The organism is Massilia terrae, from assembly GCF_024753145.1.
GTDB lineage: Bacteria > Pseudomonadota > Gammaproteobacteria > Burkholderiales > Burkholderiaceae_D > Telluria > Telluria terrae.
Genome location: NZ_JANUGU010000006.1, coordinates 219,565 through 233,562 on the forward strand (window position 1 = coordinate 219,565; position 13,998 = coordinate 233,562).

Below are 13,998 nucleotides of genomic sequence, written 5' to 3' on the forward strand. Positions count from 1 at the left end.
CAACCTGTCCAACCCAAAGTCCACGACCATGCTGCTGATTCCCGCCATCGACCTCAAAGACGGTCACTGCGTTCGCCTGAAACAGGGCGATATGGACCTTGCCACCGTATTCTCGGAAGATCCGGCCGAGATGGCCCTGCACTGGCTGAAGAAAGGCGCGCGCCGCCTGCACCTGGTCGACCTGAACGGCGCCTTCGCGGGCAAGCCGAAGAACGAGGCCGCCGTCAAATCCATCCTCAAGGCGGTGCAGGACTTCGCCGAAGAGAACGAGGTCGACGAGATCCCCGTCCAGCTGGGCGGCGGCATCCGCGACCTCGACACCATCGAGCGCTATCTCGACGACGGCATCAGCTACATCATCATCGGCACCGCGGCGGTCAAGAGCCCGGGCTTCCTGCACGACGCCTGCGGCGCCTTCCCGGGCCACATCATCGTCGGCCTGGACGCCAAGGACGGCAAGGTCGCCACCGACGGCTGGAGCAAGATGTCGGGCCACGAAGTCATCGACCTGGCGCTCAAGTTCGAAGGCTACGGCGTCGAGTCGATCGTCTACACCGACATCGGCCGCGACGGCATGATGGGCGGCGTGAACATCGACGCCACCGTCAAGCTGGCCAAGGCCGTCAAGATCCCGATCATCGCTTCCGGCGGCGTGCACACCGTGGCCGACGTCGAAGCCCTGTGCGCGGTGCAGGACGAAGGCATCGAGGGCGTGATCTGCGGCCGCTCGATCTACGAAGGCACGCTCGACCTGGCCAGCGCGCAGGTGCGCGCGGACCAGCTGACCGAAGGCACCGAGGCCTAAACCATACCCGAGCGCCGCACCCGCGCATGCGGGGCGGCGACAGAAGACATGCTAGCTAAACGAATCATCCCCTGCCTGGACGTCACCGGCGGCCGCGTGGTCAAGGGCGTCAACTTCGTCGAGCTGCGCGACGCCGGCGACCCGGTCGAAATCGCGCGCCGCTACGACGGCCAGGGCGCCGACGAGATCACCTTCCTCGACATCACCGCCTCGTCCGACGGCCGCGACCTGATCCTGCCGATCATCGAAGCGGTGGCCTCGACCGTGTTCATCCCGCTCACCGTCGGTGGCGGCGTGCGCAAGGTCGAGGACGTGCGCCGCCTGCTCAACGCCGGCGCCGACAAGGTCAGCATGAACACCTCGGCGGTGCAGAACCCGCAGCTGGTGTTCGACGCCTCGCAGAAGCACGGCTCGCAGTGCATCGTGGTCGCGATCGACGCCAAGCAGGTCGCGCCCGGCAAGTGGGAAGTGTTCACCCACGGCGGCCGCAACGCGACCGGCCTCGATGTCGTGGACTGGGCGCGCCAGCTCGAAGCGCTGGGCGCCGGCGAGCTGCTGCTGACCAGCATGGACCGCGACGGCACCCGCTCCGGCTTCGACCTGGGCCTGACCCGCGCCGTGTCCGACGCGGTCGGCATCCCGGTGATCGCCTCGGGCGGCGTCGGCGGCCTGGCGGACCTGGCCAACGGCATCACCGAAGGTCATGCCGACGCGGTGCTCGCCGCCAGCATCTTCCACTACGGCCAGCACACGGTCGGCGAAGCCAAGCGCTTCATGGCCGAGCGCGGCATTCCCATGCGTCTGGACTGAGGATGACGGCGATGACTGCGACTGCCAACGCGTGGCTGAAGAAAATCCAGTGGGACGAGCACGGCCTGGTGCCGGTGATCGCGCAGGAAGCGGCGAGCGGCGACATCCTGATGTTCGCGTGGATGAACCGCGAGGCGCTGGCCAGGACGGTGGAGCTGGGCGAGGCCGTGTACTGGAGCCGCTCGCGCAAGAAGCTGTGGCACAAGGGCGAAGAGTCCGGCCACACGCAGAAGGTGCTGGAGATCCGCCTCGACTGCGACGACGACGTGGTGCTGCTCAAGATCGAGCAGGCCGGCGGCATCGCCTGCCACACCGGCCGCCATTCCTGCTTCTTCCAGAAGTTCGAGGGCGAGGAGTGGCATGCCGTCGAGCCGGTGCTGCAGGATCCGGAAACGATTTATACCAAAACGAAGAAGACCCCATGAGCACTACGCTGGCCCGCATCGCGCAGGTGATCGAATCGCGCAAGCTGGAGAACGGCGGCGACCCCGCCAAGTCCTACGTCGCCAAGCTGTTCTCGAAAGGCGACGACGCGATCCTGAAGAAGATCGGCGAGGAAGCCACCGAGACCGTGATGGCGGCCAAGGATGCGCGCGCATCGGGCGATGCGTCCAAGGTGCTGTACGAGTGCGCCGACCTGTGGTTCCACTCGATGGTGCTGCTGGCGCAGTTCGGCCTGACCCCGCAGCAGGTGGTGGACGAGCTGGCGCGGCGCGAAGGCGTCTCCGGCATCGAAGAAAAGGCGTCGCGCGCAGAATAGCGAACTCAAACAACGTCATCCCCGCGCAGGCGGGGACCCATGCTGAGTTTCCGGCGGATGAAAGCGCCGCGTTACCGTACACTCGGCATGGGCTCCCGCCTCCGCGGGAGCGACGGTAACTAAAAGAGCACGGAGACGATATGGATCACAACTGCATCTTCTGCAAGATCGCCGCAAAGCAAATCCCTTCCAGCTTCGTCTACGAAGACGACGACTTGCTCGCCTTCAAGGACATCAACCCGGCCGCGCCGGTGCACATGCTGATCATCCCCAAGCAACACATCGCGACCTTGTCAGACTGTACTGACAGCCACGCGCCCTTGCTCGGCAAAATGCTGGCCCTGGCCCCGAAGTTGGCGGAAGAGCATGGCATCGCCGCAAAAGTCGGCCCCGACGGGCAACGCAGCGGCGGCTACAAGACCCTGATCAATTGCGGCCCCAACGGCGGCCAGGAGGTCTACCACCTGCACGTGCACGTCTATGGCGGCCCGCGTCCTTGGCGTGGTTTAGGAACCTGATGGAAAACCCGTCCACTTGAGCAGCGCTTCGCGTATACTGGTGCTTAGTTTCCGCATCGATGGGTGGTTCCACCCTGCAAGGAGAATATGATGGGTTCGATGAGTATTTGGCACTGGCTGGTCGTGCTGGTGATCGTGATGTTGGTCTTCGGCACCAAGAAGCTGGGCAATATGGGTTCCGACCTGGGCAAGGCCGTCAAGGGCTTCAAGGACGGCATGCGCGGCGACGAGGAAGAAGCGGCCAAGCAAGCTCAGCAGCAGCAGCAACAACAGCAAGCGCCGCAGCAGGTTGCCGACAAGTCCACGATCGACGTCGAAGCCCGCGAAAAGACGCGCTCGTAATTCCTGAGCGCACTCCATGATCGATCTCGGTCTATCCAAGCTCGCCATCATCGGTGTGGTGGCGCTGATCGTGATCGGCCCTGAAAAGCTGCCCAAGGTGGCGCGCATGGCCGGCACGCTGTACGGCCGCGCGCAGCGTTACCTGAACGACGTCAAATCCGAAGTCAGCCGCGAAATCGAGCTGGAAGAGCTGCGCAACCTGCAGAAGACCGTCGAGGAAAGCGCGGCGTCGTTCAAGAGCGACGTCGAGCAGAGCGTGGCCAGCGGCATCAGCGAGGTCGAATCGGCCTGGCGCGGCGATACGCCGTCGGTGCCGCCCCCGTCCGCCACCGTCACCGACCTCGAACGCAAGGCGCGCGACTTCCGCCGCAAGAAGCTGGTGCGCACCTCGGCCGTTCCCGCGTGGTACAAGAACCGCGCCGGCGTCAAAGGGCATGTGCTGTCCGGCGCCGCGCGCGTGCGGCGCTATCGCCCGGGCGTCAAATCCAACACTTCGTTTTTCTAGATGACCGACCAAGCCGCAGGCGAAGAAACCTTCATTTCCCACCTGATCGAGCTGCGTGACCGCCTGGTCAAGGCGTCGATCGGTATCGCCATCGCATGCGCCGTCCTGATGTTCTGGCCGGGGCCGTCGCGCATCTACGACTTCCTCGCGGCGCCGATGATCGCGGCGCTGCCGGTGGGCTCGAAGATGATCGCGACCGGCGTCATCGCGCCGTTCCTGGTGCCGATGAAAGTGACGCTGCTGATCGCCTTCATCCTGTCCCTGCCGTGGGTGTTCTACCAGATGTGGGCCTTCGTCGCGCCCGGGCTGTACGCGCACGAAAAGCGGCTGGTGCTGCCGCTGGTCATCTCGTCGTCGGTCCTGTTCATCCTCGGCGTCGCCTTCTGCTATTTCTTCGTGTTCGGGCGCGTGTTCCATTTCATCGCCGCGTTCGCACCAAATTCCATCGCGGTCACGCCGGACATCGAGAACTATCTCGACTTCGTCATGTCGATGTGCCTGGCGTTCGGGGCGACCTTCGAGGTGCCGGTGGTCGTGGTGATCCTGGTGCGCATGGGCATCGTCAGCATCGAGAAGCTGCGGTCGATCAGGCCGTATGCGATCGTGGGCGCCTTCGTGATCGCCGCCGTCGTCACGCCGCCGGACGTGGTGAGCCAGTTGTCGCTGGCGCTGCCGATGTGCCTGCTGTTCGAGCTGGGCCTGTTCGTCGCGCCGATCTTCGCGCGGGCGACGCAGCGGCGGGAAGAGGAAGAAACGGCCTCTTAAGCCAAACAACGTCGTCCCCGCGAAGGCGGCGACCCATGGACACCTTGCGTCGTCGAAACGTTGCCGCCTAACCGGCAAACTCAGCATGGATCCCCGCCTGCGCGGGGACGACGCTGATTTGGACGTTGCTAGTTCGTCTTGAGCACCCCACCATTCCCCAACCCACCCGCCACGCTCTGCGCTTTGTAATTGCGCACCGCCCGCACCATCTGGTTGTACGAATCCATGAACGAGGCCGCCAGCAACTTGCCCTGCGGCGTGTTCGAGAACCCGTTCGCGCTGCCCAGTCCGTGGTTCCAGAAATCGCCCATCAGGCCGAAGTCCCAGTTGCGCGCGCTGCCTTCGGCGGCCGCCAGCTGGATGCCGGAGCGGTTGTCCGTCAGCAGCAGCATGGTGGACGCTTCGTTCGACTTCATCGACCCGGTCACGTAGGACGCCACCGCGCCGATCCCGCCGAGGAAGCTGCCGCCCAGCCCGCCCGTGCCTTTCTGGTCGAAGGTAATCGACGGCGTCATCGTGTAGTCCGCCGCCACCATCTGGCCCCTGTGGAGATTGCTGTTGCTGCGCAGCTCGCCGTCCTGCATCAGCGCCCGCTCGGTCTGCATATTGTTGAACGCCTGGCCGCGCTCGACCACCGCGAAGCAGTTCGATTGCTGGATCATCAGGCGCAGCAGCGGCACCGTGCTGTGCGTGCGGTATTGCGAGCTCATCTGGCGAACCCACGGCTGGTTGGCGTCCTCGACGATGCTCAAGGTGCCCAGGGTCCGGTCGCAGCGTTCCAGCTGGCTGTTGGCGTTGTCTGCGGTGGCGCCTCCGGCCGAGCCGGTCGCAACCGTCTTCGCGCCGGACGCGCCGATGGTGGGCGTCGTCGCGCAGCCGGCGAACAAGAGGGGAAGGAAGAAACAGGCGAGGCGGGTCGGCTTCATGTGGCATCCCTTCGATGAGTTGTTGTGGAGAACAACTCATCGTAGCGATGCTTGCAGATAGGAATTTGTCGCCGCTCAAAGGCGGCGCTCGTCCTTATTTTTCTTGCATCAGCTCGGCGATCACCTTGACCGGCGCGCTGCCATAGCTCAGGAACTGCTCGTTGAATTTCTTCAGGTCGAAGCGATCGCCCAGTTCCTGCTTGCGCTTCTCGCGCAGTTCCATGATGTCGTTGTAGCCGCTGAAGTAGCTGGTCAGCTGCACCGACGACAGCTGCACCCGGCGCCACTTCTCGTCCGCTTCCTGGCGCGTCTGGAAGGCCTGGCGCACCAGCAGGTCGATCGCCTGCTCCTGCGTCATGCCGAGCACGTGCACGCTGTAGTCGAGGATGGTGTTGGTGACGCTGCGCAGGTTCCACTTGCACCACATGAGCCACATCTCGGGCGCGTTGTCGCCGTAGCCGGCATCGAGCATCATGCGCTCGCCGTACACCGCCCAGCCCTCGACCATCGCGCCGTTCCCGAACAGCGACTTGACCAGCGATGGCGAGCGGTTCGCATACACCAGCTGCGCGTAGTGGCCCGGGATCGCCTCGTGCATGTTCAGGATTTGCAGCATCCAGTCGTTGTACTCGCGCAGGCTGCTCTCGGCCTGCGCGTTCGAGAGCCCGTCCATCGGCGTCACGTTGAACCAGGTCTTGTCGCGCGGTCGATAAGGTCCCGGCGCATCGATGCTGGCGCCGGCCACGCCGCGCTTGTAGATCGGCGTCTCGCGCACTTCCAGCGGCTTGTTCGGATCGAGGTCGAGCAGCTTGTGCGAAGTCACCCACTGCTGCAGCATCGGGATCTGGCGTTTGATCTCGGGGAAGAAGTTCTCCTTGCTGGTGTGGTGCTCCGACAGCTTGTCGATCACCATGCCGATCTTCTTGTAGCGGTCCGCGGGCTTGGGCGTGCTGCCCATGGTCTTGTCCCACAGCTGGTCAGACAGCGTGTCCATGCGCGCGAGCAGCTGGTCGCGCGCCGCCAGCGCCTTCTGGTAGGTCTGCTCGGCGCTGCTGGTCGACTGGATCTCCAGCGCGAATTTCTGGTCGTACAGCGCCTTGCCCAGCCTGAAGGAGCGCGCGTGCTGCGCCTGCTCCGGCGACTTGTCGAGGTCCGCCAGGTACTGGACCCAGCCCAGCACCGCGCTGCCGGCGTTCGACACGCGCTGCGCGAAGATCGCCTTTTCCTGCGGCGTCAGGTTCGGCTCATTCTGCGCGGCCTCGCCGAGGTCGGCCAGCACCACCAGGGTGCCCGGCGCCTGCGCCAGCGCCAGCATGGTGTGCTCGTGGGTCGGGTTGGCCAGCGACGCTTGCGCGGCCTTGTAATAGTCCGGCACTTTCGCCAGGCGCTTGAGGATGGTGCGCAGGCGCTGCGGCTTGGCCGCGTAGTCGGTGGACAGGATCAGGTCGAGCGATTCGGCGATGTTGTACTGCGCCGGATTCCACTCGAATTCGCGCAGCGTGGCCAGGTCGAAGCGGTCGTTCTCCAGCTTGTTGATCAGGAGCGCGAGGTCGGTGCGCTGCTTGGCCGACAGGCGCGCGGCGTTCACCGCGCGCAGCTTGCCGAGCCATTCGTCGGTGAAGGCGAGGCGCTTGGCGCGCGTGTCGCGGTCCGGGATGCTCATGCGCGCGGCGGTGTCGAACTTGCCGACGCTGATCGCGCCGTCCGGGTCGATGCGCCACAGCGCGGTCAGGAACTGCATCGACAGGTTGTCGAACACGCGGTCCTGCCAGCGGTCGGCGACCGGCGCCGGGGCGGGTTTGGCCTTGGCCTGCACCGGCGCCGCCTTGGTGCGCGCGGACCTGGCCGCGGCCGCGTGGTGTCCTTTGGCGACCTTGCTGCTCTTTGCCTTGGACGGTCTGGACTTGGCGCTTGCGGGAGCCAGCGCCACGCTGGCCAACAGGACGGCCAGCGCTATTTTCGTTTTCATCATTGATTCGGCCCTGTAAATATCGAGGTCGAGGGGAACCGTTGCTCGACGGCTCGCCAGAGTAGCATCAATCGCCGGGCTTTGGCTCTCCCGGCTTTGTAACAAATTCCGGCAGAAGCGCCGCCAGCGCGGCCTGCGGATCGAGCGTGCGCGCCGCAGCGGCGGCATCATCCGGCAGCCAGTCCGGGAATGGCGTCTCGCGATTCACGTGGCGCCCCGACGGCGTGTGTTCCTGCGTGACGCGCGCCAGCCGGCCGGGCGCCAGCAGCGGCGCCGCGGCCGCCAGTGCAGGCCATAGCCGGCGGTGCACCAGCGTCAGCTTGCCTTCGACGAGGCGGCAGGTGATGACCTCTTCATCGTCCGCCAGCGCCTGCAGCAGCGCGAAGATGCGCTTTCCCTGCGGGTGGCCCCACCAGCTGCCCTTGACCGCTTCGCCGGCGATCGCGTCCACCAGTGTCGGCGCCGGTCCCTTTGCGGAGACCAGCACCACGCCATGCGTCCTGACGAAATCCAGCACTTCGGCGTGCGTGTTCATCATGATGCCAGTCCCTGCTTGAGCATGGCCAGCATGGCTTCCGGCGCCATGCGCGCGGCGGCGTCGCTGCCTTCCAGCAGGCTGTCCGCCAGTTCGCGCTTGTGCTGGTGCAGTTCGACGATGCCTTCCTCGATCGTGTGTTTCGCGACCAGCCGGTAGATGGTCACCGGCCGCTGCTGGCCCATGCGGTGCGCGCGGTCCGACGCCTGGTCCTCGACCGCCGGGTTCCACCACGGGTCCATGTGGATCACGTAGTCGGCCGCGGTCAGGTTGATGCCGACGCCGCCCGCCTTCAGGCTGATCAGGAACACGTCGCCGGCGCCGGACTGGAAGGCATCCACGCGCCGTTTGCGCTCCTGCATGGGCGTGGCGCCGTCGAGGTACTGGTAGACGACGCCGCGCTCGTCGAGGTGCTTGCGGATCAGCGTGAGATGGTCGACGAACTGGCTGAACACCAGCACCTTGTGGCGGTTCTCCAGCAGGCCTTCCAGCAGATGGGCGAAGGTGGCCAGCTTGCTGCTGTCGATGCCCAGGCCGGGCGCGACCAGCTCGGGATTGCAGCAGGCGCGGCGCAGCTTCATCATCTCGGCCAGGATCGCGATCGCCTTCTGGCTTTGCGGCGCCTCCAGCGCGGCCAGCTTGTCGAGCGCTTCGCGGCGCAGCGATTCGTACAGCGCGGTCTCCTGCTCGGACAGCTGCACCGGCAGCACGATCTCGGTCCGCGGCGGCAGCTCGGCCAGCACCTGCGCCTTGGTGCGGCGCAGGATGAAGGGCTGGGTCAGGCGGCGCAGGCGCGCGCGGGCCGCGCTCTCGGCGCGCTTGTCCTGCGCCTTTTCGATCGGGCCGGCGAAGCGCAGCTGGAACTGGTCGGCGCTGCCGAGCAGGCCGGGGTTGATGAACCTGAACAGGTTCCACAGCTCGCCGAGATGGTTCTCCAGCGGTGTGCCGGTGGCGACCATGCGGAACTCGCCCTGCAGCGCCATCACGGCCTGCGAGCGGCGCGTCTGCGCGTTCTTGATCGCCTGCGCTTCGTCCAGCACGATGCTGTGCCAGCGCACCTTGGCGAACAGCGGCGCCTCCAGCTGCAGCAGGCCGTAGCTGGCCACGATCACGTCGAAGGGACCGGCCTGTTCCAGCATCGCGGCGCGCTCGCCCGGGCCGAACAGCTTCACGCTCAGGGTCGGTGCGAAGCGGGTCGCTTCCGCAATCCAGTTGGTGCACACCGATGTCGGCGCCACCACCAGTGTCGGGCCACTTGGTGCGCGCGACAGGATCAGCGCCAGCGCCTGCAGCGTTTTGCCCAGGCCCATGTCGTCCGCCAGGCAGGCGCCCACGCCCCAGTGCGCAAGGCGCGCCAACCAGTTGAAGCCTTCCAGCTGGTAGTCGCGCAGCTCCGCCTGCAGCGTGTTCGGCAACTGCGGCACGAAGGCTTCGCTTTCATGCATGCGTTTGAGGTGATCGCGCCAGGCTTTGTCGGTCTTCACGGCGCCGGCTTCGCGCGCCAGTTCCTCCAGCGAGAAGCTGGCCAGCGCATGCACGCGCACGCCGCTGCCGTGCAGGTCGCCGAAGGCCGCCAGGTCCATCAGGCGCCGGTGCAGTTCGGCCGACAGCGCCAGGAATTCGTTCTCGCCCAGCGCGATGAAGCGGCCGTCGCCTTCGCGCATGCGCTCCAGCAGGGTACGCAGGTCGAGCACCTTGTCCTCGTCGATGCGCACCTCGCCATCGGCCGCGAACCAGTCCTTGTCGCGCTTGATGTTGATGCGCACCGATTTGCCGTCCGCGCGCTTGACGACCTTGAACGACTGCCCGTCCGGCCAGGCGATCAGGTACTTGCCGGCGTCGAGCTCCTGCAGCTGCGCCACCAGTTCGAGGCAGTGGATGGGCGCGGCCAGCAGCCATTCGCCGTGTTCGAATTCAGCATGTTCCAGCGCGGTGCAGGCGGCCACCAGCTGGCGTTCGGCCTCGCGCTCCGCGTTCAGGTCGCGTCGCGCCTCGGTACGCACGCCGGCCACGTCGGCGATCACGCTCTCCGCGCCTTCGCCCGGACGGTAGTAGGGGCCGGCGTCCGGCAGCGGCCGTACCATGACCTGCATGCGCAGGCCCTGCTGGTAGGGCAGCAGATGCACGTGCAGGCGCGGGTCGGCCTCCACCTGCTCGATGTCGGTGGCACTGCTGCCGATATCCGATTGCACCGTCACCACCGACGACACCGCGCCGATCGCGGCCAGCACCTTGCGCTCGGCCTCCAGCGGCGCCTCCAGGCCGTCGCCGACGATGGCGGCGATGCGGCGGTGCTCGTCCTTGATGCGCACCACGCGCAGGCGGGTCGGCGTCTCGCGCGTGACCACCACGTCGCCGCGCTGTTCGCGCAGCGGCGGCTGCAGCGAGATCGTCACCTTGCCGTGGCCGGCCTTCACCAGCAGCTCCGGCTCGCCGGGGAGAAGCTCGACGCGCGTGCCCGGCGCATCCATCCAGAACAGCAGCGGATGGCCGACCAGCGCGGCCAGCGCCTTGTCAACGTCGAATTCGTAGCGCGTGCCGCTGCCGTAGTAGCGGTAGCCGCCGATCGCGGAGGCGGCCTGCAGGTCCTGCGCGGTGAGGAAGTCGATGGTGGCCGCGTCCTCCACAAGGCGCTTCAGGCCGATGGCGCGGCCGCGCGTCCAGTTGCCCTGAGCGTCACGCTTCTGCTCGCGCGGTTCGAGTTCGCGCACGCCGAGGTGGGCGTCGTAGGCGATCAGCCAGACCAGGCGCGATTCCTTCTCCGCTTCCGCCGCCGGCTTTTCGGCCTGCAGGCCGATCAGGGCATTGAGCTGGCGCTCCCACGGCTGCTCGCGTTCGAACCACAGCACCATATCGCTGAAGCGGTGGCGCTGGCGCAGCGCGATCGCCTCCTTGTCGCGCCCCACCGCGCCGAGGGCGCCGAGCACGGAGCCGATCTGCGAGGCGATGAACTCGAAGCCGGCGCGGCTCGCGCTGTCCACATGCTGTTCGAGCTGCGCGCGGCGGTCGGCCGCGAGCGGCACGCCGAGCCAGTAGTGGAGCAGGGCGCGGAACATCACCGGTTGCAGCGCGGTCTCCCAGTTGCGCGAGGCCAGCACCTCCGGATCCGCAGTGCCGCCGCGCACGTGGCGCAGCATCGACAGCTGCTGGTACACCGCCGTATCGTGGTTCTGCACCGCGCGGGTGGCGATGTCGAGGTAGGCGTCCGCCGCCTTCAGGTGCCTGGGATCGTTGCTGCGCAGGAGTCCCGTCACGTACAGGTGGCCGCCGATGCCTTCGAAGATCGCCTTGCGCTTGCCGGTCTCGCGGCGCAGCGCCTTGAGCGCCTTGTCGAAGGTGTCGAGCGCCGGCGCCAGCTCGTCGCGCAGCAGCAGGAGCACGGCGCGGAACAACAGGTCGGCCGAGTCGTCCAGGTCGTGCAGCAGCGCTTCCGCTTCATCGAGGCGCCCGCACAGGACCAGATGCTCGGCCAGCGCGACGCGCAGCGCCATCGACGCGCCCTGGGCCATATGGTCGAGCGCGTAATCGCGGATCGCGGGCGCACGGTCCGGGTCGCGCTGCGCTTGGCTCATGATCACCGCCAGCACGTCGTCGCGCAGCACCGGGTTGATACGCTCGATGATGCCGGGGTCGAATGGCCGCGCGCAGATCTCGACCAGCGGATGCAGGTAAGCCGCCTCGTGGCAGCGCAGGCAGGCATCCAGCAGGGAGTTGACGGTTTTTGGTCCCTCACCGGCGAGCAAGGCGATCCGCAAGAGCGCCGTGCCCTGCCGGTAGCTGCGCAGCACCGGATTGCCCTGCCAGTCCATGCGCAGCGGCGTCTCTTCAAGGTAGATTGCCCAGAGCTCGCTGAGCCGCCGCTCCTTCAACACGCGTTCGAGCGCGGGCCAGGAGGCGTCGGCCGCGATGACGGCGCCGCGTCCGCTCACCTGCGTCACCAGGCCCAGTTGCTGCAGGTGTGCCAGGTCATCCGCCAATGCCACCCCGGTCACGCTTTCGTCCAGCATGGCGAAGAAGGTGGCCAGGCGGCTGCGCCCTAGCGGTTCGCCGAGCAGCGCGAGGATGGCGAGTATGTCCTTCTGTCGCGCGCTGCAGCCATCGAATGCTTCGCGCAGCGTCATGCGGGCAGGTTCTCGATCTCGACCGGCGCCAGCGCTTGCGGGATCGGGATGCCGAACACGCGCAGGTAGAAGTACAGCTCCGCTTCCAGCGTACGCACGATGCTGTCGGCCTTGCGGAAGCCGTGGCCTTCGCCTTCGAGCGTGATGTACGCCACCGGCACGCCGCGCGCGCGCAGCGCATTCACCATCACTTCCGACTGCGGCGGCGGCACCACCTTGTCGTCCAGGCCCTGGAAGAAGATCATCGGGCGCTTCAGCTTGTCCGTGTGGTTGATCGGCGAACGCTGGCGGTAGACGGCGTCGGCCTGGGCCTTGGGTGCGATCAGGTATTCGTTGTAGTGCGATTCGAACTTGTGCGAGTCCGCGTCCAGCCCCGCCAGGTCGGACACGCCGTAGTAGCTGGCGCCGGCCTTGAACACATCGTGGAAGGCCAGCGCGCACAGGGTGGTGAGGCCGCCGGCGCTGCCGCCGCGGATCAGCAGGCGCTCGCGGTCCACCAGGCCCTGGTCCGCCAGCCAGCGCGCGCCGGCCACGCAGTCCTCGACGTCGACCACGCCCCACTGGCCGGCCAGCGCATCGCGGTAGGCGCGGCCGAAGCCGGTGCTGCCGCCGTAGTTCACGTCCAGCACAGCGATGCCGCGGCTGGTCCAGAACTGGGTCGCCAGCTTGAGCGTGCTGGTGGCCATGCCGGTCGGGCCGCCGTGGCCGATCACCATCAGCGGTGGCTTCTCGTCCGCCACCGGCTCATAGTCGGCATTGGAGGGCGGGTAGTAGAAGGCATACGCGTGACGGCCGTTTGCGCTGGGGTAGCGGATGCTCTGCGGGACCGACAGGTAGCCGGTATCGGGCAGCTGCTCGATCGAGCGCGCCAGCACCGTGCGCAGGCCGGTGCCGAGGTCGATGCGCGCCAGTTCCAGCGCGATGGTCGGCGCGCCGGCCAGCAGGGCCACCGTGTCGCCCGCCACGCGCAGCTCGCGGATCTCCTGGTAGGGCGTGTCGAGCGGCTGCAGCGTACCGTCCGCCGTGGACAGGCGCGCCAGCTTGCTGACGCCTTCCTCGATGCAGGTGCAGACGATTTCAAGCTCGGAGCGGAATCCGTACATCGACACGCCGAAGGTCCAGTGCGGGCCGCCGAATTCGGCTTCGCGCGGGCACAGCGGCGCGACCACGCCAGCGTCGAAGCGGTACAGGTTCCACCAGCCGGTGCGGTCCGACACGAAATGCAGCACGCCGGCGGGCGACCATTCCGGCTGCACGATCGATTCGTCGGCGCCGCCCGCCACCAGGCGGCCGTTGACCAGCGTGCCGTCATCAGCAACGTCGGCCAGCCACAGCTCGGTGCCCTGCCACGGCATGCGCGGATGGTCCCAGCACAGCCAGGCCAGCCGGCGCCCATCCGGCGACAGCCGCGGCGCCGCATAGAAGTCGTTGCCGTCCACGAGCACGGTCTCGCTGCCGTCGAACCCGATCGCGCAGATCGTATTGGCCGGGTAGGCCGCGCCGGCCGAGTGGTCCTCGCGCACGCCCACCAGGCGTGCGCGCGCCGCGTCCGGCACGAAGTCGGCGTAGCGCAAGTCGCCGCCCGCGCTCATCGGCTGCGGCGCGCCATCGCCGTCGATGCGGTAGATGCGGTTGTCGGCGAAGTGCGAGAACCACACGGTGCCGCGCGCGACCGCGCAGGCGCCGCCGCCGTACTCATGGACGCGGCTGCGTACATTGAAGGGCGCCGGCGCCAACTCGCGCGTCTGGTCGCCGCGCTGGCGCAGCAGGGTGGTGCGGCCGGCCTCGCTCGCGCGGCCGGCCAGCCAGTACACGTCGGCGCCGTCCAGCATCACCTGCGACAGCGGCGAGGCCCCGGCCGCCACCACCTGCGCGGAGATCGGGGAAGTCCAGGTGCCGCACGGCGCGGCCAGTTTGCGGATCGGGGCAGTCATCGGAGAGC

Annotated in this window: 13 protein-coding genes; 8 read left to right on the plus strand and 5 right to left on the minus strand. The window is 67.2% G+C overall.

Annotated features, from left to right (window positions below):
- Nucleotides 1-28: 28 nt before the first annotated feature.
- From hisA to tatC, 8 genes are all read left to right on the plus strand, one after another.
- Complete coding sequence (hisA, locus tag NX778_RS17700) at nucleotides 29-805, plus strand: 1-(5-phosphoribosyl)-5-[(5-phosphoribosylamino)methylideneamino]imidazole-4-carboxamide isomerase (protein ID WP_258813103.1); 777 nt, start codon at nucleotides 29-31, stop codon at nucleotides 803-805.
- A 48-nt stretch (nucleotides 806-853) separates the two neighbouring features.
- Nucleotides 854-1,615, plus strand: coding sequence for an imidazole glycerol phosphate synthase subunit HisF (gene hisF / locus NX778_RS17705; protein WP_258813104.1), 762 nt, complete (start codon nucleotides 854-856; stop codon nucleotides 1,613-1,615).
- Nucleotides 1,616-1,626: 11 nt separating this feature from the next.
- Nucleotides 1,627-2,040 (plus strand): phosphoribosyl-AMP cyclohydrolase, encoded by a 414-nt coding sequence (hisI, locus tag NX778_RS17710; protein WP_258813105.1) that lies wholly within the window; start codon nucleotides 1,627-1,629, stop codon nucleotides 2,038-2,040.
- Entirely contained in the window at nucleotides 2,037-2,375 is a 339-nt protein-coding gene (locus NX778_RS17715) for a phosphoribosyl-ATP diphosphatase (RefSeq protein ID WP_258813106.1), read from the plus strand. Before hisI ends, NX778_RS17715 begins: the two co-directional genes overlap by 4 nt.
- Before the next feature lie 140 nt (nucleotides 2,376-2,515).
- Entirely contained in the window at nucleotides 2,516-2,893 is a 378-nt protein-coding gene (locus NX778_RS17720) for a histidine triad nucleotide-binding protein (RefSeq protein WP_258813107.1), read from the plus strand.
- A gap of 90 nt (nucleotides 2,894-2,983) precedes the next feature.
- Nucleotides 2,984-3,235: a Sec-independent protein translocase subunit TatA gene (tatA, locus tag NX778_RS17725; protein ID WP_258813108.1), complete on the plus strand. Its 252-nt coding sequence runs from the start codon at nucleotides 2,984-2,986 to the stop codon at nucleotides 3,233-3,235.
- Between the two features lie 16 nt (nucleotides 3,236-3,251).
- A complete protein-coding gene (gene tatB / locus NX778_RS17730; RefSeq protein ID WP_258813109.1) occupies nucleotides 3,252-3,740 on the plus strand; it encodes a Sec-independent protein translocase protein TatB in 489 nt (162 codons plus the stop codon).
- Entirely contained in the window at nucleotides 3,741-4,505 is a 765-nt protein-coding gene (tatC, locus tag NX778_RS17735; protein WP_258813110.1) for a twin-arginine translocase subunit TatC, read from the plus strand.
- 128 nt (nucleotides 4,506-4,633) lie between these two features.
- On the opposite strand, the gene NX778_RS17740 is transcribed toward tatC, so the two are convergent.
- From NX778_RS17740 to NX778_RS17760, 5 genes are all read right to left on the minus strand, one after another.
- On the minus strand, nucleotides 4,634-5,431 hold the full coding sequence (locus tag NX778_RS17740; RefSeq protein ID WP_258813111.1) for a CsgG/HfaB family protein: 798 nt from the start codon (nucleotides 5,429-5,431) through the stop codon (nucleotides 4,634-4,636).
- A 94-nt stretch (nucleotides 5,432-5,525) separates the two neighbouring features.
- Nucleotides 5,526-7,403 (minus strand): DUF885 domain-containing protein, encoded by a 1,878-nt coding sequence (locus NX778_RS17745; RefSeq protein WP_258813112.1) that lies wholly within the window; start codon nucleotides 7,401-7,403, stop codon nucleotides 5,526-5,528.
- A gap of 64 nt (nucleotides 7,404-7,467) precedes the next feature.
- Complete coding sequence (locus NX778_RS17750; RefSeq protein WP_258813113.1) at nucleotides 7,468-7,938, minus strand: hypothetical protein; 471 nt, start codon at nucleotides 7,936-7,938, stop codon at nucleotides 7,468-7,470.
- Nucleotides 7,935-12,056, minus strand: coding sequence for a DEAD/DEAH box helicase (locus NX778_RS17755; RefSeq protein ID WP_258813114.1), 4,122 nt, complete (start codon nucleotides 12,054-12,056; stop codon nucleotides 7,935-7,937). Before NX778_RS17755 ends, NX778_RS17750 begins: the two co-directional genes overlap by 4 nt.
- Nucleotides 12,053-13,990, minus strand: coding sequence for a dipeptidyl-peptidase 5 (locus tag NX778_RS17760; protein WP_258813115.1), 1,938 nt, complete (start codon nucleotides 13,988-13,990; stop codon nucleotides 12,053-12,055). The genes NX778_RS17755 and NX778_RS17760 overlap by 4 nt, the downstream gene beginning before the upstream one ends.
- Nucleotides 13,991-13,998: the final 8 nt, after the last annotated feature.